The organism is Nonomuraea ferruginea (assembly GCF_039540635.1).
Lineage (GTDB): Bacteria > Actinomycetota > Actinomycetes > Streptosporangiales > Streptosporangiaceae > Nonomuraea > Nonomuraea ferruginea.
The window spans coordinates 262,592-282,260 of sequence record NZ_BAABFD010000008.1 but is presented as its reverse complement, the minus strand read 5'-3'; the positions used below and the strand labels follow the sequence as shown (position 1 = coordinate 282,260).

The 19,669-nt window shown below is 73.0% G+C and carries 15 protein-coding genes; 8 read left to right on the top strand and 7 right to left on the bottom strand.

Translation table 11 applies throughout. From position 1 onward, the window contains the following. Nucleotides 1-84: 84 nt before the first annotated feature. Genes ABD999_RS17775 through ABD999_RS17765 form a run of 3 tightly spaced genes read left to right on the top strand, consistent with a single transcriptional unit; the run spans nt 85 to nt 3,817 of the window. The gene (locus ABD999_RS17775; protein WP_271276351.1) at nt 85-2,145 is read left to right on the top strand and encodes a DUF6421 family protein; all 2,061 of its coding nucleotides are present in this window, start codon (nt 85-87) and stop codon (nt 2,143-2,145) included. Continuing rightward, nucleotides 2,142-2,771 (top strand): SDR family NAD(P)-dependent oxidoreductase, encoded by a 630-nt coding sequence (locus tag ABD999_RS17770; RefSeq protein ID WP_219544755.1) that lies wholly within the window; start codon nt 2,142-2,144, stop codon nt 2,769-2,771. Before ABD999_RS17775 ends, ABD999_RS17770 begins: the two co-directional genes overlap by 4 nt. After that, on the top strand, nt 2,768-3,817 hold the full coding sequence (locus tag ABD999_RS17765; RefSeq protein WP_148032914.1) for a threonine aldolase family protein: 1,050 nt from the start codon (nt 2,768-2,770) through the stop codon (nt 3,815-3,817). Before ABD999_RS17770 ends, ABD999_RS17765 begins: the two co-directional genes overlap by 4 nt. Before the next feature lie 16 nt (nt 3,818-3,833). Here ABD999_RS17765 and ABD999_RS17760 read toward each other — a convergent pair whose 3' ends face one another. Both ABD999_RS17760 and ABD999_RS17755 read right to left on the bottom strand, forming a co-directional pair. Beyond that, on the bottom strand, nt 3,834-5,237 hold the full coding sequence (locus tag ABD999_RS17760; protein WP_271276350.1) for a phytoene desaturase family protein: 1,404 nt from the start codon (nt 5,235-5,237) through the stop codon (nt 3,834-3,836). 73 nt (nt 5,238-5,310) lie between these two features. Continuing rightward, nucleotides 5,311-5,916 (bottom strand): DUF305 domain-containing protein, encoded by a 606-nt coding sequence (locus ABD999_RS17755; protein WP_148032912.1) that lies wholly within the window; start codon nt 5,914-5,916, stop codon nt 5,311-5,313. A 146-nt stretch (nt 5,917-6,062) separates the two neighbouring features. On the opposite strand from ABD999_RS17755, the gene ABD999_RS17750 reads away from it, so the two are divergent. Both ABD999_RS17750 and ABD999_RS17745 read left to right on the top strand, forming a co-directional pair. Next, nucleotides 6,063-6,773, top strand: a complete 711-nt coding sequence (locus ABD999_RS17750; protein ID WP_148032911.1) for a thioredoxin-like domain-containing protein — start codon at nt 6,063-6,065, stop codon at nt 6,771-6,773. A 61-nt stretch (nt 6,774-6,834) separates the two neighbouring features. Continuing rightward, nucleotides 6,835-7,290, top strand: a complete 456-nt coding sequence (locus ABD999_RS17745; protein ID WP_271276349.1) for an SRPBCC family protein — start codon at nt 6,835-6,837, stop codon at nt 7,288-7,290. Here the strand turns inward: ABD999_RS17745 and ald are convergent. Next, nucleotides 7,283-8,398: an alanine dehydrogenase gene (ald, locus tag ABD999_RS17740; RefSeq protein ID WP_271276348.1), complete on the bottom strand. Its 1,116-nt coding sequence runs from the start codon at nt 8,396-8,398 to the stop codon at nt 7,283-7,285. The two genes, ABD999_RS17745 and ald, sit on opposite strands and share 8 nt — an antisense overlap. A 159-nt stretch (nt 8,399-8,557) precedes the next feature. Here ald and ABD999_RS17735 point away from each other — a divergent pair, with 159 nt between their 5' ends. Further along, complete coding sequence (locus ABD999_RS17735; RefSeq protein ID WP_271276347.1) at nt 8,558-9,460, top strand: excalibur calcium-binding domain-containing protein; 903 nt, start codon at nt 8,558-8,560, stop codon at nt 9,458-9,460. Here the strand turns inward: ABD999_RS17735 and ABD999_RS17730 are convergent. Genes ABD999_RS17730 through ABD999_RS17720 form a run of 3 tightly spaced genes read right to left on the bottom strand, consistent with a single transcriptional unit; the run spans nt 9,457 to nt 13,320 of the window. Continuing rightward, complete coding sequence (locus ABD999_RS17730; RefSeq protein WP_271276346.1) at nt 9,457-10,842, bottom strand: NCS2 family permease; 1,386 nt, start codon at nt 10,840-10,842, stop codon at nt 9,457-9,459. The genes ABD999_RS17735 and ABD999_RS17730 overlap by 4 nt on opposite strands. A gap of 54 nt (nt 10,843-10,896) precedes the next feature. Then, nucleotides 10,897-11,130: an EF-hand domain-containing protein gene (locus ABD999_RS17725; protein ID WP_148032906.1), complete on the bottom strand. Its 234-nt coding sequence runs from the start codon at nt 11,128-11,130 to the stop codon at nt 10,897-10,899. Nucleotides 11,131-11,151: 21 nt separating this feature from the next. Further along, a complete protein-coding gene (locus ABD999_RS17720) occupies nt 11,152-13,320 on the bottom strand; it encodes a xanthine dehydrogenase family protein molybdopterin-binding subunit (RefSeq protein ID WP_271276345.1) in 2,169 nt (722 codons plus the stop codon). Between the two features lie 94 nt (nt 13,321-13,414). On the opposite strand from ABD999_RS17720, the gene ABD999_RS17715 reads away from it, so the two are divergent. Further along, on the top strand, nt 13,415-15,037 hold the full coding sequence (locus ABD999_RS17715) for a PucR family transcriptional regulator (protein WP_271276344.1): 1,623 nt from the start codon (nt 13,415-13,417) through the stop codon (nt 15,035-15,037). A gap of 7 nt (nt 15,038-15,044) precedes the next feature. On the opposite strand, the gene ABD999_RS17710 is transcribed toward ABD999_RS17715, so the two are convergent. Further along, the gene (locus tag ABD999_RS17710; RefSeq protein WP_271276343.1) at nt 15,045-17,870 is read right to left on the bottom strand and encodes an AfsR/SARP family transcriptional regulator; all 2,826 of its coding nucleotides are present in this window, start codon (nt 17,868-17,870) and stop codon (nt 15,045-15,047) included. Nucleotides 17,871-18,353: 483 nt separating this feature from the next. Here ABD999_RS17710 and ABD999_RS17705 point away from each other — a divergent pair, with 483 nt between their 5' ends. Continuing rightward, nucleotides 18,354-19,637 carry a helix-turn-helix domain-containing protein gene (locus ABD999_RS17705; RefSeq protein ID WP_261808698.1) on the top strand — a complete coding sequence of 428 codons (1,284 nt, stop codon included), beginning with the start codon at nt 18,354-18,356 and terminating at the stop codon, nt 19,635-19,637. The last annotated feature ends 32 nt before the right edge of the window (nt 19,638-19,669 follow it).

Genomic DNA, 19,669 nt, shown 5'->3' with positions numbered 1-19,669 from the left:
TCAGCATGCGAGAGGGTTTGGCGGGGGATTCGGGTCGTATGTGTATATTTTTCGTCATAAGGCGGTAGCGACAGGAGATATTTCATGCACGCGTTCCCCAGGGTGCTGTTCGACGAGGCCCACAGCGAGTCGTGGACCATCCGGCGCGAGATCGCCGAGGCCGTGAACCCCACACACCCCGACGACTCCAGCTACGCCCGCGCCGCCGAGCTGCTGCGCCACCTCGGCCACACGGTGACCGCCCACGCCGAGGGCCCGCTCGACCCTGGAACGCTCCGCGACCACGACGTGCTGGTCATCGCCCACCCGGCGGGCGAGCGCTGGGAGCGCACCACCGGCGGGGGCGGCCCGCTGCTCTCCCCGCGGGAGCTGGACGCCGTGCGTGACTTCGTCGCCGAGGGCGGCGGGCTCGTCGTGCTGGCCGAGGAGGAGCAGGACAAGTACGGCAACAACCTGGCCGAGCTGCTCGCCCGCTTCGGCGTGACCGTCCAGCACACCACCGTGCGCGACCCGCGCCACGCCCACCGCGGCGTCGCCTCCTGGGTCGTCGCCCCGCCCGCCACCGGCGACGGGCTGCTCGCCGGGGTCAAGGCCGCCTGCTTCTACCGCTCCGGCGTGCTAGCGGCCGAGGACGCCACCGTCCTGTTCGCCACCTCCCCTGACGCGGACCCGGCGGGCGCGCCGCTGGCCGTGGCGCTCCCGTACGGGCAGGGCAGGGTCGTCGTGTTCGCCGACTCCGACCTGTTCGGCGACGACTCCATCGACGACTACGACCACCGCACGCTGTGGGGCAACGTCATCACCTGGGCCGCCCGCGTGCCGGCCGACGCGCCGGCCGACGCGGCCGGGTCCGGTCCCAAGGCCGCGCTGTTCGGCGAGCTCAAGGCCCTGGTCGAGGAGCTGCGGCCGCTCCAGGTCAAGGACGGATCGGTGCCGGAGGAGAAGGGCCGGGCCAAGGAGCTGGTCGCCGCCGTCGCCGCCAAGGTGGGCGAGCTGGCGCCGCACTTCCCGCACGACGCCGCGTACCTCGAAGCCGTCCAGGACGACCTCGCCCGGTGGGCCGGGCAGGACCTCGGCGTGCCCGACTTCCTCGCCTCGCTCGACCGCTTCCACCCCGACACCCAGCGCGTCGACGGCCTCGAACACCTCGTCGTGTTCCCCATGTACACCCAGAACGGCAACCCCGACCGCAACCTGGAGGCCGTCTGGATCCGTACGATCTGGCCGGACTGGCTGGCCGAGCTGGAGGCCGGCGGCTACGACAACCCCATGTTCGTGCCGATCGCGTTCGAGGACTTCACCTCCGGCTACGACACCCACTCGGCCGTGCTCTTCCCCGAGACGGTCGCGGTCCGGCAGGCGCCCGCCCGCTTCACCTGGGGCGGCATCTTCGCCGACCGCGAGTCCGCCCGGTTCCGCCGGGTGTCCAGGGCCGCCGTCGACACGCTCAAGCTCGACCTGCCGCCGGACGCCGCCCGCCTGCTCGCCTCGCAGCGGCTCGCCCAGGACACGTTCGTGCTGTGGGACCTCGTGCACGACCGCACCCACAGCCACGGCGACCTGCCGTTCGACCCGTTCATGATCAAGCAGCGGATGCCGTACTGGCTGTACGCGCTGGAGGAGCTGCGCTGCGACCTGACCGCGTTCGGCGAGGCCGTCAAGCTGGAGCGGCGGGGCGTGCCGCACGCCCGGTACGTCCAGCACGCGATCCTGTTCGACCGGCTGTTCCGGTTCCCGATCACCGGCCCCCGGGTGCGCAACTACGACGGGCTCGGCGGCCAGCTGCTCTTCGCCTACCTGCACCGCAACGACATCGTGCGGTGGACCGACAACCGCCTGTCCGTCGACTGGGACCGGGTCGCCGGCGGCGTCGCCGACCTGCGCGGCGAGGTGGAGAAGCTCTACCGCGACAGCATCGACCGCTCCAAGGTCGCCCACTGGCTGGCCGCGCACGAGCTGGTGAGCGCCTACGTCGCGCCCGACCCCTCCTCCCTCTGGGCCAGGGGCGCCGACGCGCTGCCGGCTGAGCAGAAGGCGAAGGTGGACGCGGTGCTCCCCGACGAGTTCCCCCTGAGCATGTTCTACGAGGCGCTGCGCCGTAAGCTGGCCGATGTGGTCGAGTCGACGAGGGGGATCAGGGCATGATCATTCTGGTCACGGGGGCCGCCGGCCCCACCGGCGCCGCCGTCCGCGAACACTTCGCCAAGCAGGGCCACACCGTGATCGGCGTCGACAAGCATGACGTCGACCTGCTCGACCGCGCCGCCGTCGAGGCCCTCGCCGCCCGCGTCGAGGCCGAGCACGGCCACGTCGACGGCGTCGTCCACCTCGTCGGCGGCTGGCGCGGCGCGTCCACCTTCGGCGAGATCGACCTCGCCGACTGGGACACGCTGCACGACCTGCTCGTCCGCACCCTCCAGCACGTCTCGCTGGCCTTCGAGCCGCTCCTGCGCAAGAGCGCGAACGGCCGGTTCGTGATCGTCTCCGCGAAGGCCGCCCAGCGTCCCACCGCCGGCGGTGCCCCCTACGCCGCGGCCAAGGCCGCCGCCGAGGCGTGGACCCTCTCGCTGGCCGACGCGCTGCGCGACACCTCGTCCGCGGCCGTCATCCTCGTTGTCAAGGCCCTGGTCAACGACGCCATGCGGGCGGCCAAGCCGAAGGCGGCGTTCGCCGGGTTCACCGACGTGCGCGACCTCGCCGAGGCGATCGGCCGCCTCTACGACCAGCCCGCCACCCAGCTCAACGGCACCAGATTGGACCTCACCACGTGACCGTCCGGCACGACCCCCGGCTCAAGGGCTTCGCCAGCGACAACTACGCCGGAGTGCACCCGGAGATCCTCCAGGCCATCGCCGACGCCAACGGGGGCCACCAGACCTCCTACGGCGACGACGTCTACACCGAGGCGCTGCAGGAGGTCTTCCGGCGACACTTCGGCGACACGGCGCGGGCCTGGCCGGTCTTCAACGGCACCGCCGCCAACGTCGTCTCGCTGCGCGCGATGACCGCCCACTGGGAGGCGGTCGTCTGCGCCGAGACCGCCCACATCAACACCGACGAGGGCGGCGCCCCCGAGGTCGCCGGCGGCATCAAGCTGCTGACCGTCCCCACGCCCGACGGCAAGCTCACCCCCGAGCTGATCGACCGGCAGGCGTGGGGGTTCGGCGACGTGCACCGCGCCCAGCCCAAGGTGGTGTCCATCTCCAACACCACCGAGCTCGGCACCGTCTACACCCCCGGCGAGATCGCCGCGATCTGCGCGCACGCGCACGACCTCGGCCTGCTCGTCCACCTCGACGGCTCCCGCCTCACCAACGCCGCCGCCGCGCTCGACGTGCCGCTGCGGGCGCTCACCACCGACGCCGGCGTCGACGTGCTCTCCTTCGGCGGCACGAAGATCGGGCTGCTGTACGGGGAAGCGGTCGTGGTGCTCAACCCCGGGGCGGCCACCGGCGTCGACTACATCCGCAAGACGTTCATGCAGCTGTCGTCCAAGATGCGGTTCGTCTCGGCGCAGTTCGAGGCGCTGCTCACGGACGACCTGTGGCTGCGCAACGCGCGCCGGGCCAACGCCATGGGACGGCGGCTCGCCGAGGCCGTCAGGGACCTGCCCGGCGTCGAGGTGCCGCGCCCGGTCGAGGCCAACGCGGTCTTCGCGATCCTGCCGAAGGACGTCACCGCCCGGCTGCAGAAGCGCTTCCGCTTCTACACCTGGGACGAGTCCACCGGCGAGGTGCGCTGGATGTGCGCCTGGGACACCACCGAGGACGACGTCGACGCCTTCGCCGCCGCACTCGCGGAGGAACTCGGCGCCTGAGCCCGGCCACGGCACGTCAGCGGAGCGCGAGGCGGGCGGCCTGCCAGCCGCCCACCCCGTGCACGCCGGGCCCCGGCGGGGTCGAGGCCGAGCAGAGGAACACCCCTCGCAGCGGGGTGCGCCAGGGCGCGGGCGACCACACCGGCCGCTTCAGGAACTGGCCCAGGCTCGCCAGCCCGCCGCCGATGTCGCCGCCGACCAGGTTGGGGTTGGCCGCCTCCAGCTCGGCCGGCCCCATCGCGTGACGGGCCAGCACCCGCTCGCGGAAGCCCGGCGCGTACCGCTCGATCTGCGCCTCGATCGGGGCTGTCATGTCCACGGTCGAGCCGTTGGGGACATGACAGTAGGCCCACAGCGTGTGCCCGCCCCGCGTCGGATCCGCCGCGTACGGCTGCACCAGCAGCACGTACGGCCTGGGGGAGTGGCGGCCGGCGGCCGTCTCCGCCTCGCTCAGCGCGATCTCCTCCATCGTGCCGCCCAGATGGAGGGTGCCCGCCCCCGCCACCGCCGGGTCGCGCCACGGCACCGGCCCGTCCAGCGCCCAGTCCAGCTTGAACACCCCCGGCCCGTGGCGGAACCGGGCCAGCCGGTCGCGGTAAGCAGGCGGCAGGTCGGCCATCCCGAGGAACTGGCGCGGCGACACGTCGAGCACCACCGTCTCCGCGTCGAGCTCGGCCAGCCGCCGCACCCGGTGGCCGGTCACCGCCTCGCCGCCCAGCTCGCGCAGCCGCGCCACCAGGGCGTCGGCCAGCCGCTGCGAGCCGCCCTTCACCACCGGCCAGCCGACCAGGTGGGCCGTGGCCGCGAGCATGAGCCCGTAGCCGCTCGTGATCGGCGCCCGCAGGTCGAGCAGGGAGTGCGCGGCCATGCCCGCCAGCACCGCGCGCCCCTCCACGGTGCGGAACGCCAGCCGCCCCAGCGTCGTCGCGGGCAGCGCAGCCGCCGCGCCGAACCGGGCCGCCGCGACCAGGGCGGACGGCCGCGCCAGCCCCGCCGGCCACGGCCCGAGCGGTCGCAGCAGCAGGTCCACCAGCGGGAACCCGGCTCTCGCCGCCGCTCCCGCCGTCGCCCGCCAGGCCGCCGCGTCGCGTCCCAGCCCCGCCGCGGTACGGCCGGCGTCACGGTGCACGAGCACGGCGGGACGGTCGTCCAGCGGGTGGGCGGCGGGCAGCGGCGGGTGGGCGTACTCGACGCCCTTCAGCTTCAGGTCGCGCAGGGCGGGGGAGGCCAGCGCCATCGCCATCACGGTCGCGCCCACGTCGTGGACCAGGCCCGGCAGCGTCAGCTCCGCCGACCGCAGCCCGCCGCCGAACGCGTCGGCCGCCTCCAGCAGCAGCACCCGCCGCCCGGCCTCGGCCAGCTTGACCGCCGCGACCAGCCCGTTCGGCCCCGACCCCACCACGACCGCGTCAACGCTCACCCGCCCGCCCCCCGCTCATCGGACCCGAGTCCCCTGCCGTGTTCAGGTACCCCGAAGCGGGGCCCGCGAGAGGTCAGTCGAGGATCGAGGGGAACGGCTGCGCGTCGCGGTGGCGGAGCATGTCGGTCATCAGCTTGATCTCGCCCTGCTGCCCGGTGACGATCTTGCGGGCCATGCCGGTCACCTCGTCCCGGCCGGACAGCCGGAGCACGCCTTCGGCCATCTCCACCCCGCCCTCGTGATGGCGGATCATCAGCTGCAGGAACAGCACCTCGGCCTCGGTGCCCTCCAGCTCGCGGAGCTTGGCCAGCTCCTCGGCGGACGCCATGCCGGGCATCGGATCTCCGGGCCGCGCCGAGGAGGCGTGGGCGTGGCCGCTCATCCACGCCATCGACCGCATGTCGGTCGCCTGCGTCAGGCCCCACTGCTGCAGCCAGCCCAGGAACATGCCGCGCTGGTTGGCCTGGGTGTTGATGATGTCGAACGCCAGGGACCTGATCTCCCGGGACTGGCTCTTGTCCCTGATGGTGAACGACATGTCGACGGCCTGGGCGTGATGGGTCGCCATGTCGCGGGCGAAACCGGCCTCGGCGGAGTTGTCGCCGGGGGTGCCCCGGCCGCCGAAGAGGAGCAGCGCCGCCGCCGCGACGAGAACCAGCACGGCGACGACGGCGAACATTGAGTTACGAGCGGGCTTTTCCATGGCGTTGTCCAGCGTACCCATCGCCACGCGCGGGTCGTGATCGGACGCTTACAACGCTCTTATTCTCCGCATACGCCCGGAGGGCATAAAGTGACCCCTGTTGGTTCGCCGATGGAGGAACGATGACAAAGGAGAAGGCGCAGGCGCGGCGGGAGCATCTGCAGAGGATGCGCGCCGAGCAGCAGCGCAAAGAACGCCGCACCGCATTCCTGATGTGGGGGACAGGCGGTCTGGTCATCGTCCTGCTCGTCGGTGTGGTGGGCTTCTATCTGGTGAAGCAGGCGCGCGAGACGTCGCTCGACGCCGTGGTGAGCGTCAAGTACGACGGTGGCCAGCATGTCTGGAACAAGGTCGCGTACAAGGAGACCCCGCCCGTGGGCGGTGAGCACAACAACTACTGGCAGCAGTGCGACATCTACGACAAGCCCATCCACAGCGAGCACGCCGTCCACTCGCTGGAGCACGGCGCGGTCTGGATCACCTACCGTCCCGACCTGCCCGCCGACCAGATCGCGAAGCTGAAGGACGTGGCCACCAGCACCGGTCAGCAGGACTACATGCTGATGAGCCCGTTCGAGGGACTCCCGGCGCCGATCGTGGCCAGCACCTGGAACCACCAGCACAAGTTCGACAACCCTGACGACCCGAAGCTGGGCGCGTTCATCAAGCGCTACCAGAACGGCGCGGACACGCCAGAGCCGGGCGCGACCTGCGGCGGCCCCGACGCCATCGTCACCACCGCCGACCAGGCCCCCCTCCCGCCGGAGCCCACGGGCCAGAGCCAGACCCCGATGGACACGGCCTCTCCGCAGCCGTCGCAGTCCCAGCAGTAACCCGATCCTCCCGAAAGGCCCGGCCTCGACCGCCGGGCCTTTCGCGTTGCAGGATGGGCGGGTGATCCGGTTCGACGTGGTGACGCTGATCCGGGCGGCTCCCCGCCGGGTGTTCGAGGAGTCGCTGTCCGTGGAGGCCCACATGGCGTCCATGGCGGGCTCGGGGGAGCGGGCCGTGGGCGGGGTGACGTCGGGGCGGATGGGCCCCGGCGACCAGGTCACGTGGCGGGCCAGGCACTTCGGGGTCGCGTGGCGGATGACCTCGGTGATCAGCGCCTACGACGCTCCCGTGTTCTTCGTGGACGAGCAGGTCGCCGGGCCGTTCCGGAGGTGGCGGCACGAGCACCGCTTCGCCGACGACGGCGGCGGGGGCACGGTCATGCGTGACGCGGTGGAGTTCGCGGCGCCGCTGGGCGTCCTCGGGCGGGTGGCCGAGGCGGTGGTGCTGGGGCGCTACATGGAGGCGCTGATCGTGCGGCGCAACGCGCATCTGAAGGCGCTGCTGGAGGCTAGCTGAGCACCTCCTGCGGGGGCGTCCACTCCAGGCGGTGCGCCTGCGCGACCGGGCGGCTGGTCAGGTGGCCCTCGTGGGTGCTCAGGCCGAGCGCCAGCGCCGGGTCCCCGCGCAGCGCCGCGGCCCAGCCGAGGTCCGCGATCGCGAGCGCGTACGGGAGCGTCACGTTCGTCAGCGCGAACGTCGAGGTGTGCGGCACCGCGCCCGGCATGTTGGCCACGCAGTAGAAGACGGAGTCGTGCACCCCGTAGGTCGGGTCGGCGTGCGTGGTGGGACGCGAGCCCTCGAAGCAGCCGCCCTGGTCGATGGAGATGTCGACCAGCACCGAGCCCGGCTTCATCCGCGCGACCAGCTCGTCCGGCACCAGCTTCGGAGCCCTGGCCCCGGGCACCAGCACGGCGCCGATGACGAGGTCCGCCTCCAGCACCGCCCGCTCGATCTCCAGCGTGTTCGAGGCCACCGTCTGGCAGTGGCCCTGGTAGATCAGGTCGGCCTGGCGGAGCTTGTCGACGTTCTTGTCCAGCAGCAGCACCTCGGCCTGCATGCCGAGGGCGATCGCGGCCGCGTTCATGCCCGACACGCCCGCGCCGATGACCACCACGTGCGCGGCCCGCACGCCGGACACGCCGCCCATGAGCACGCCCCTGCCGCCCCGCGAGCGCATCAGATGGTACGCGCCCACCTGCGGGGCGAGCCTGCCCGCCACCTCCGACATCGGGGCGAGCAGCGGCAGCCCGCCGCCGGGCGTCTGCACCGTCTCGTACGCGATGCCGGTGACGCCCGCGTCGAGCATCGCCTTCGTGCACGCCGGCGAGGCCGCGAGGTGCAGGTACGTGAACAGCACCTGGCCCTTGCGCATCCGGTGGTACTCCTCGCGGACCGGCTCCTTGACCTTGAGTATCAGCTCGCACCCGGCCCACAGCTCGTCGGCGTCCGGCAGGATGGCCGCGCCCACCGCCTCGAAGTCCTCGTCGGGGAGCGACGAGCCGGCGCCCGCGCCCCGCTCGACGAACACCTGGTGGCCGTGGCGCACGAGCTCGTGGGCGCCCGCGGGGGTGAGCGCCACGCGGTACTCGCCGTCCTTGACCTCGCGGGGAACACCGACCTTCATGAGGACACTCCCTTTCCCGGGCGGGCGCGCGGTTGCCGTAATTCTTTCTCCATCCCCGGCTTCTGAACACGAACTCGAGAAATGTTCGGCTGATTACCCGGCACCGACCGGTCCTCGATAAGCTCACCGCAGCCCGTAGTCAGGATGGGGACGTCGACGATGGACAAGGCGGAAGAGCCGCCCAAGGCAGCGGATCCGGGGCCGCCGAGGGCCAGCAAGGTCACCACCGTCATATTGATCGTCTCGCTCGTCCTGATCGTGCTCATCGCCGGCGTGCTCGGCACCGTCGCCGTCCTGATGACCCGGACGCCCGACGCCCCGCTCCTCGGCGGCGCCCCGCCGCAGCGGCTGTCCACGCCGATCCACTTCGCCCCCGTGCGCGAGACCAAGGCCGCGCCGTGCCCCGGCGAGGAGGCGGCGCTCGACGACACGCAGACCACCTGCTACCTGCTGGAGGACGGCGTCACGGTCAACGCCGTGCAGGCCGTCGAGGCGGTCCGCGGTCGTGACGGCACCTACTCGGTGCGCATCGCGGTCGCTCCCGCGTACAAGCAGAAGCTCGTCGACCTCATCGACGAGCAGGTGTCCGACCAGCGGCAGATCGCCGTCGTGCTGGTGCCGCGCACGGTCCTGGCCGCGCCCATCGTGACCCAGGGCATGGACGGCGACAGCCTGAGCATCGCGGGGATGACCCAGCAGGAGGCCGAGGCGCTGGCCACCCGCGTGCTCGGCGACGCCGCCCCGCCCTCCTCGCCGCCCGCCTCCACCGATCCGGCCGGTACGGGTGACCCCGCCGGCACGGGTGACCCCGCCGGCACGGGTGACCCGGCCGGCACCGGTGACCCCACGGGCACGGGCGATCCGACCGGCACCGGCGACCCGGCCGGGACCGGCCAGACGACGGGCACCGGGACCCGGACCCCCGACCAGCGGTTCGCGAGCTGCCAGGAGGCCACGGCCGCCGGCTTCGGCCCCTACACCAAGGGCACGCACGAGGAGTACGCGTGGTACGCCGACGTCGACGGCAACGGCGTCGCCTGCAACTCCGGCGACCTGCGCTAACTGAAGAACCCGCCCACCCAGTCGATCGCGAAGTAGGCCGCGAACACCAGCGACACCACCCACAGCAGCCACGGGATCTCGCCGAACTTCCCCCGCGCCGCCTTGATCAGCGTGTAGACGATCACCCCGGCGCCCACCCCGTTGGTGATCGAGTACGTGAACGGCATCAGCGCGATCGTCAGGAAGGCCGGCAGCGCCAGATCCGGATCGTCCCACGGCACGTTCTTGCTCTGCATCATCATCAGCGCCCCGACCAGCACCAGCGCGGGCGCGGCCGCCGCCGCGGGCACCACCGCGGCCAGCGGGGTGAACAACAGCGCCAGCGCCATCAGCGCCCCGGTGACCAGGCTCGCCAGGCCGGTCCGCGCGCCCTCGCCGACGCCCGCCGCCGACTCCACGAACACCGTGTTCGCCGAGGAACTCGACACCCCGCCCATCATGGCGGCCACGCCGTCCACGGTGAGGATCCGGCCCAGCCGCGGCACCCGCCCCCGCTCGTCCACGAGCCCGGCCTCGTCGCTGACGCCGATGATCGTGCCCATCGCGTCGAAGAACCCCGACAGCACCAGCGTGAACAGCACCACGGTCGCGGTCAGCGCGCCCGCCGTGACGAACCCGCCGAACACGTCGACCTGCCCGACCAGCCCGAAGTCCGGCGCCGACACCACCGACTCGGGCACCCGCGGCGCCACCACCCCCCAGTCGGCCTGGTCGACCGTGGCCACCGAGTTCACCACGATCGCCACGATCGCCGTCACCACGATGCTGATCAGGATCGCCGCAGGCGTGCGCCGCGCGTACAGGGCGATCATCAGCAGCAGCCCGAAGCAGAACACCGCTACCGGCCATCCGGTCAGGTGGCCGGTCGTGCCGAGCTGCACCGGCGTGCCCGAGCCGCGTGTCACGAAACCGGAGTCCACCAGCCCGATCAGCGCGATGAACAGCCCGATCCCGACGCTGATGGCGTGCTTGAGCGCCAGCGGGATCGAGTTCATGATCAGCGCGCGCAGGCCGCTCACGGCCAGCACGATGATGACCGCGCCTTCCAGCACGACCAGGCCCATCGCCTGAGGCCAGGTCATGTGCGGGGCGGCCTGGTAGGCGACCACCGCGTTCAGCCCCAGGCCCGCGGCCAGCGCCAGCGGCGCGTTGCCGACCAGGCCCATGAGCAGAGTCGAGATCGCCGCGGTCAGCGCGGTCGACGTGGTGAGCTGCGCGATGGTCAGCTTGGCGCCGGTGACGTCGTGGGCGCCCGCGAGGATGATCGGGTTGAGCAGGATGATGTACGCCATGGCCATGAACGTGGTGACACCACCGCGCACCTCACGGCCGACGGTGCTCCCCCGCCGGGACAGCTCGAAGAACCTGTCGAGCACCGGCATCCCCCTTCAGCGACGCGGGGGATCGCCCGGTGCCCTACCCGGCGGGGGAACCGATCATGCCTTCTCGTGCCTGCCGCCGCCGACCAGAGCGGCGAACTCGTCCAGCCCGATCCGGCCGTCGCCGTCGCGGTCGGCGGCCTCGATGAACGCCTCGATCTCCGCCTCCGAGGCGCCCAGGCCGCCCATGGCCTCGTTGGCCTTCCTGATCTCGGCGGTCGTCAGCAGACCGTCGCCGTCGGCGTCGAACCGCTCGAACTCCGCCTTGGCCGCCTCGCGTGCGTCAGCCATAAGGGTCCTCCCCGTGGTCGTTCAGCCCCCGATGTGGGCCAAGGCGATATCTTCGGGTCTTATCGGAACGCGCGTCAACCGCAGGCCGGTCGCCGCGCGCACCGCGGCCGCGATCGCGGGGGTGGAGGAGAGTGTCGGGGGCTCACCGGCGCCACGCAATCCGTACGGGGCAGCAGGGTCTGGATTTTCCAGGATTTTCATCGTCATGGGCGGCATGTCGAGAATGGTGGGGATCAGGTAGTCGGTGAAGGACGGGTTCAGCACCCTGCCGTCCCTGACCTGGATCTCCTCCATCAGGGCCAGCCCGAGGCCCTGCGCCGACCCGCCGTGGATCTGGCCCTCCAGCGCCTGCGGGTTCAGGATCCGACCGACGTCCTGCACGGCCGCCAGCTCGACCACCTTGACCAGGCCCAGCTCCAGGTCCACGTCCACCACCGCCCGGTGCACGCAGAGCGCGAGCTGGGTGTGCGAGTCGCCCTGCCCGGTGAGCGGGTCCAGCGGGAACGTCGGCCGGTGCCGGAACTCCCGCGTCTCCTCGACGGGACCGAACTTCTCCAGCGCCTCCCGCACGGGCAGCCCGCCGAACCGCTCACGTACCGCCTCGCAGGCCGCCTTCACCGCGCCGCCCGTCACGTACGACTGGCGCGAGGCCGACGACGACCCGGCCGACCCGACCGAGGTGTCGGCGGTCGCCACCGTCACGTGCTCCACGCCCAGCTCGGTGCGGGCGATCTGGGCCTGGATCGTCACCAGCCCCTGGCCCACCTCGGCCGCCGCGGTGTGCACGGTGACGTGCGGCTCGCCGTTGACCAGCTCGGCCCGCACCCGGGCCGTGGAGTAGTCGTCGAACCCCTCCGAGAAGCAGATGTTCTTGATCCCGACCCCGTACCCGACGCCGCGCCGCACCGACTCGCCGTGCGTGGTCTGCGACACGCCGCCCGGCAGCCCGCGCAGGTCGTCGCCGGCGGGCGGCGGCAGCGGGAACGACTCCAGCTCGCGCAGCATGTCGGCGAGCGGCGCCGGCGAGTCGATCACTTGCCCGGTGATCAGCGCCGAGCCCTGCGACACCGCGTTGCGCCGCCGGATCTCCACCGGCGACAGCCCGCACGCCTCGGCCAGGCGGTCCATCTGCGACTCGTACGCGTAACACGCCTGCACCGCGCCGAACCCGCGCATCGCGCCGCACGGCGGGTTGTTGGTGTAGACGCCGGTGGCCTCCACCAGCACGTTCGGCACCTCGTACGGGCCCACGCCGAGCGAGGCGGCGTTGCCCACCACGGCGGGGGAGGAGGAGCAGTAGGCGCCGCCGTCCAGCAGGATGGCGGCCTTGACGTAGACGAGCCGGCCGTCGCGGGTGGCGCCGTGCTCGTACCGCATCCGCGCAGGATGGCGGTGCACGTGGCCGAAGAACGACTCCTCGCGCCCGTACACGATCTTGACGGGACGGTTCAGCCGGAGCGCCAGCATGCACGCGTGCACCTGCATCGACAGGTCCTCGCGGGCGCCGAACGCGCCCCCGACCCCGGCCAGCGTCAGCCGCACCTTCTCCGGCGGCAGCCCCAGGCAGGGGGCGAGCTGGTCGCGGTCCACGTGCAGCCACTGGGTGGCGATGTAGAGGTCGACGCCCCCGTCCTCGGCAGGCACCGCCAGCCCCGACTCCGGGCCGAGGAACGCCTGGTCCTGCATGCCGACCTCGTACTCGCCGCTGACCACGACCTCGGCCTCGAACACCTCGCCCGTGCGCACCGGCTGGTGGCGCACCAGCTCCGTCGCCAGGCGCGGGTCCGTCACGGCCTCGCGCACCTCGTAGTCCACCACGATCGCGTCCGCCGCCCGCCGCGCGGTCTCCGGATGGTCGGCGGCCACCAGCGCCACCGGCTCGCCCTGGTAGCGGACCTGGTCGACGGCGAGCACCGGCTGGTCCTTGCGCTCCAGCCCGTAGAACTTCTCGCCCGGCACGTCCTCGTGCGTCATGACCGCGCGCACGCCAGGGACGGCCAGCGCCGGTCCCACGTCGATGGACCTGATCCACGCCGACGGGTGCGGGCTGCGCAGCGTCGCCCCCCACACCATGCCTTCGAGCCACAGGTCAGAGGCGTAGGCGAACTCGCCCGTCACCTTGAGCACCGCGTCCGGCCGCCGCGCGCTCTCGCCGACGCCCAGCCGCAGCGAACTCGCCGTCTCCGTCATCCTTCGAGTAGAGCACCGGCCCGGTGCGGGCGGTATGCGCGCCAGGTGAAATCGGGGTAAGCGCGGCCACCGGCGGGCTTGTATATTCCTCCAAATGCGGATACGTGACCTGCTGGCCGTCGGCGAGCCGCGTCTCCGGCTGCTCACCGGAGACCCGGACCGCGCGTTCACCTCGGTCCACATCACCGACCTGCCGGAGCCGGGGCGCTACCTGTCGGGCGGCGAGCTCGTGCTCACCGGCCTGATGTGGCGCCAGGGGCCGGAGGACTCGGCCCGGTTCGTGGCCGCGCTGGTCGAGGCGGGGGTGGCCGGGCTCGGCGCCGGGCAGGCGTGGCTCGGCCACATCCCCGCCGACCTCGTGACGGCGTGCGAGCGGGCCGGGCTGCCGCTGCTGGAGGTGCCCACCGAGGTGTCCTTCCGCACCCTGGCCGAGCAGGCCGGGCACCGCCTGACGGGCGACGCGCGCGAGGCGCTCGGCCGCCACCGCAGGCTCGTCGCCGCCGTGGCCGAGGGCGCCGACCTGCCCGAGCTGTTCGCGCTGACCGCCGCCGAGCTGGGCGTCACCGGGGCGGTCGTGTCCGCCGCCGGCGAGGTCATCGTCGGCGCGCCGGACGACCCCGCCGGCCTGGCGCGCGCCTACCTGACCGCGACCCGGCTGCCGTGCCTGGCCGGCGGCCACACGCTGTTCGGCGTCGGGCGCGGCCACCGGGCGGGCGGCTGGATGCTCGCCTGCGACGGCGACCTGCTCGATCGGGCCGACCTGGGCTACGAGCTGGCGGCCTGCGTGGCGCTGGAACGCAGCCGCATGGAGGAGGGGCGGCGGGTGGAACGGCGGCTCGCCGGCGAACTCCTGGCCGCCGCCCTCGCCGGCGCCGACGCCGCGGAGCTGAACGCCCGCTTCCGCACCTCCGGCCTGGACACCGCCGAACCGTACGCGATCGTCAACGCCACCGTCACCCACCCCGGCCCTGCGCCCGGCTTCGCCCGGCCGGACGCGGTGTCCGGCTTCGCCCGGCCGGACGTGGCGCCCGGCTTCGCCCGGCCGGACGCGGTGTCCGGTCACGGCGAGCCCGGCGTGGCCGGGGGCGCCCGCTCCGCTGGGCACGGTGCGCCCCGCGAGCACGGCCCGGGGGTGCTCGGGGGGCAGGTGCTGGAGGAGTTGCTGGGCCGGGAGATCGTCGCACCGCCGGGCGCCGACGGGGCGGTGGCGGTGGTGCCGCTGCGCGGCGGGGACGTCGCCGATCTGGCCGCCCGCCTGCGCGCCGGGGCCGCGATCCTGTCGGCGCTGCCGGACGCCCGCGTCTGTCTCGGCCTGAGCGGCGCACTCACCGGCGCGGCCGCACTCCGAGGCGGCGTCGAGGAGGCCGGTCACGCCAGACGACTGGCCGAGGCCCGCGACGGCGGGGTGGTGACGTCCGACGAGATCTACACGCACGCGCTGCTGCTGGCCACCGTCCCCGGCGACGTGCGCAGGTCGTTCGCCGGGCGGCTGCTCGCCCCGCTGCTCGACTACGACACCGGCCACCAGTCGGAGCTGGTGCGCACGCTCGCCACCTTCCTCGACTGCGCCGGGTCCTGGAACGCGTGCGCCGAGCGGATGCACGTGCACGTCAACACCGTGCGCTACCGGATCAAGCGGGTGGAGGAGCTGACCGGCAGGGACCTGTCGACGATGGCCGACCGGGTCGACCTCTTCCTCGCGCTCAGGGCGAGATGACCGGCCGTCACACGCGCACGGTGGGGACGCCGACCAGCTCGTGCACGATCCGCTGCTCGTTCTCCGTCTCGATCCGCCACTTGGCGTTCTCCAGCTCCGCCGCCAGCGGCATCGCCTCGGCGATGTGCGGCAGGGCCGCGTGTGCGTCGCCCAGCTCCCGGCGCGCCCGGGACAGCAGGACGAGGCACTCCAGCTCGCCGAGCCGGTTGCGATGGGCCCGGCTCGCCGCCAGCGCCCGCTCCAGGTGGTCCGCGGCCTCGCCCGGCTTGCCCTCGTCGAGGCAGAGCTCACCGAGTATCCGGCGCATGTTCATCTCGTGACCGGTGTCGCCGATGCTCTCGGCGGCGGCGAGCGCCTCTTCCAGAGGCCCCCGCGCCTCCGCCGGGCGGCCGAGCTTCTGGCAGGCCAGCCCTCTCATCATCAGCGCGTAACGCACGCCCACGTCCGCGCCGATCCGCCGCGCCAGCGCGAGCTGCCGGCCGGCGTAGCCGAGCGCCTGCTCGTGCAGCCCCCGCTCGACCGACAGGTTGGCCAGGTTGCCCAGCGTGCGCTGCTCGCTGAACCGGTCGCCCAGCTCCCTGGCCAGGATGAGCTGCGCCTCCAGATGGCCCATGGCCTCCGCCTTGCCCTGCAGGGCCAGGCCGCAGGCGACGTGCCCGTGCGCGTGATAGGCGCCGAGCCGGTCGCCCAGCCGCTCGCAGACGTCCAGCGCCCGCCGGTTCAGCGCGATCAGAGGCACGGGCTCGTGCGCGTACTGCTGATACCAGAACAGCGAGAAGCACAGCGCCACCCCCAGCGCGGCCAGCCCGGAGTCAGGGCCGGCCATGGCCTGCCCGGCCGCCGCCACCAGGTTGGTCTCCTCGCCGGCCAGCCAGGCGATCGCCTCGTCCGGTCCGCCGACGGCGTGCGGCACGGCGTCGACCTCGGGACCCTCGGCCTGCACCCGGTGCGGGTCCATGGTGGTGACGGCCAGCCGCGCGGAGGCGATGTAGAAGCTCAGCGCCCGGGCGAGCGGCCCGGCGGCGTCGCCCGGCGCCATCTCGGCCGCGAACAGCCGGACCAGGTCGTGGAGCTGGTAGCGGCCCGGGCCCGCGAGGTGTTCCAGCAGGTGGGCGTCCACCAGCCGTTCCAGCGCCCGCTCGGCCTCGTCGGCGCCGGTGCCGAGCAGCGCCGCCGCCACCTCCGCCGTCACGTCGTGCAGGTGCAGCAGGCCGAGCAGACCCAGAGCGCGGGCGGCGACCCGGTCGATCGGCCTGGCGCTGCCGGCCAGGGCGCTCCAGCTCGACGCCAGGCTCGCCCGTACCGCCAGCTCGCCCGCCTCCAGCTCGTGCAGCCTGCGGCGCTCGTCGCGCAGCCGGCCGGTCAGCGCCGACACGCTCCAGGCGGGGCGGTCGGCCAGGCGCGCGCCCGCGATGCGCAGCGCGAGCGGCAGGCCGTCGCAGAGCCGCACCAGACCGGCCGTCTCCTCGGGGTCCGCCGCCATCCGCTCGGCCCCGGCCAGCTTGGCCAGCACCGTGACGGACTCCGGGAGGGACAGGCGAGGCAGGTGGAGCTGGACGCAGTCGTCGCCGGCGGCGAGCGTCTCGCGGCTGGTCACCACGATCGCGGTGCCGCGCGGAGCCGGTAACAGCGGCAGGATCTGCCCGAGCCCGGCGGCGTCGTCCAGGAGGATCAGCGTCCGCCTGCCGGACAGCGTGCTGCGCCACAGCGCCGCGGCCTCGTCCACGTCGCCGGGGATGGCGTCGCCGTCGATGCCGAACGCGCGCAGGAACCTGCCCAGCACGTCCAGCGGGTCGAGGCCCGGCAGCCCGACCGTGGCTCCGCGCAGGTTCACGTAGAGCTGGCCGTCGGGGTAGCGGTCCTTGACGAGGTTGCCGATCCGCACCGCCAGCGCCGACTTGCCCACGCCCGGCGGCCCGGAGATGACCACGAGAGGGTTCGGCTCGGTGTCGTCCCACGGCGCCAGCAGCCCTTTGAGCCGGATGACCTCCTGGGTCCTGCCCACGAACCCGGCCAGGTCGCGGGGCAACTGGCGGGGCAGCGGGGGCGGCCCGTCACCGGGCCGCTCGCGGGGCCCGGCCGCCAGCGCCAGCCGGTGTGAACGGCGCAGCGCCTCTCCCGGGTCCACGCCCAGCTCCTCGCGGAGCAGCCGCCGGCTCTCCTCGTAGACCACCAGGGCCTCGGCGCGCCTGCCGCACCGCACCAGGGCGAGCATCAGCAGCTCGCGCGGCCGTTCGCGGAGGGGATGGCGGTAGGTCATGGCCCGCAGCGGGGCCAGCGCGTCCTGCGGCCTGTCGAGCCCGAGCAACGCCTCGGCGCGGTATTCCTGCGCGGCGAGCCGCGCCTCGGTCAGCCGGGCGCGCTCGCTCTCGGCGAAGGGCCCGGGAACCCCGGGCAGCGCTTCGCCGTGCCACAGGGCGAGGGCCTCTTCGAGGTCGGGCAGGGCGCCCGCGTGGTCGCCCCGCAGGACGGCGCGGCGCGCGTGGTCGAGCCGCTCGGTGAAGGCGATGGCGTCCACCCGGGAGCCGTCGAGGCGGAGCCGGTAGCCCCCGGCGGCGCCGACGACCAGCTTCGAGGGCTCGCGCCGCCCCCGGGACGGCTCCAGCGCGTTCCTGAGCCCGGCCACGTAGGTGTAGACGCTCTGCTCGGCCGTCTTGGGCGGGTCGTCGCCCCAGATGCCGTCGATGATGCGCGGAATCGGCACCACGCGCCCCGGCCACGCGGCGAGGATCGCCGTCAGCGCCTGCCGGCGGGGTGGACCGAGATCGATCTCCTTGCCGTCGCGCGCGGCGGTGACCGGCCCCAGGAGCCGGACGATGACGCCCTCGGCCAACGGACTCTCCCACCCGTGGAGCTGACCACGGCGGCGTAGACCGGATCACGGTGAGGGAGCAGGGCCGATCGGGCCGACGTGGCGACGTCTAGAGGAAATGTAGATGCCCCGCCTAGGCTGCTCGCCTACGGGGAATGCGCGGAGACTTCTACGGGTGATGCGCGGAGAAGCGGAGAGAACGAGGGCAGCGGCGACGGGGGTGTGACACGCAGGAGATGGCTCTCACCTGACATGGCGGCCCCGCCGCCGGTCTCACCCGCGTGCTCAGCAACAATAGGCGTCGCCGAGGACGGCGAGAGAGACGGCGGAGACTGCTGCGGGGGCAGACGTTTCCGCATTCGCGACCGTACTATTGCCTGCAACGGCCACCACGGCCCCGAGCAAGGCAACAAGTGCGGACATCGTGAGGCGCGTGCGCATGAGGATCTCCCTCGCGGATCTACGGGACTTGCTTGGAACTTATCATTTCAGGGAGCGACGACCGTGACCACATCTGACCTAGTCGGACTCCGTATCAAGACGGTGCGGCGGCAGCGCGGCCTCTCGCAGGCACAGCTCGCGCACCCCGAGTTGTCTGACAGTTACGTCTCCTTGATCGAGAGTGGCAAGCGTACTCCCACGCCGGCGGTCCTGGAGCTGCTGGCCCAGAAACTGGACTGCTCGCTCTCCTATCTGATCAACGGTGTGACGGCCGAGCAGATGGAGGACATCGAACTCTCGCTCGGCTACGCCCGGATCGCGCTGGAGAACGGCGAGGTCGCCGAGGCCCGCAACCGCTTCACCGAGCTGCTCGCGGACAACAACCTGACAGGTCTGACCGAGCTTCGTCAAGACACCGAATTCGGGCTGGCCCTCGCCACGGAGGCGTGCGGCGACAGCGACGAGGCGATCGCCATCCTGCAGCGGCTGCAGGGCGAGGACGTCCCCGCCGAGCGCCGGATCGAGATCGCCATCGCCCTGTGCCGCGTCTACCGGCAGAGCAACCGGCTCGTGGAGGCCGTCGAGATCGGCGAGCGCATCCTGGGCGGCGCCAACCGGCCCGCGTGGTCCGACCTGCTGGTGGAGCTGGGCGCCACCCTGCTGGCGGCCTACTTCGTGCGCGGCGACCACCTGCGCGCCCGGCAGTTCGCCGCCGAGCTGCTCAACGCCGCCGACGCGCTCGGCTCCCCGCGCGCCATGGCCGCGGCCAACTGGAACGCCGCCTTCGCGGCCGACTACACCGGCCACCGGGAGGAGGCGCTCGTCTTCGCCGAGCGGGCCCTGGCGCTGGTGGCCGAGTCCGGTCACCCGCGCCTGCTCGCCATGATGCGGGTCGCGTACGTCCAGCTGCGGCGCCGCGTGCAGCCCGAGGAGGCGGCCTCGCTCCTGGAGCACGTCAACCGCGCCATCAGGGACCAGGAGCAGAGCTCCACCAGCGTGACCGACCGGGCGCGGGCGCTGACCGAGCTGGCCCACGTCGAGTTCATGACCGGCGACCTCGACCGGGCCCTGGAGCACGCCCACACCGCCGGCGGCCTGCTGTCCGGCGCCGCCGTCGCCCAGGTGCCGCAGACGCACCTGCTGCTGGGGCGGGCGCACAGCGTGCGCGGCGAGGCCGCCGAGGCCGACAGGCACCTGCGGACGATCCGCGACGCCCTCGACTCGGTCCCGCCGTCCTTCCTCTCGGCCGGCGCGTGGTACGCCACGGCGGAGACGCTCTACGAGATCGGCGACGCCGAGGCCAGCGTCGAGGCCTACCAGCGGGCGCTCGCCTGCGCGGGTCTCTGATCGGGGTACGAACCGGGCGGGGTGCTCGGTAG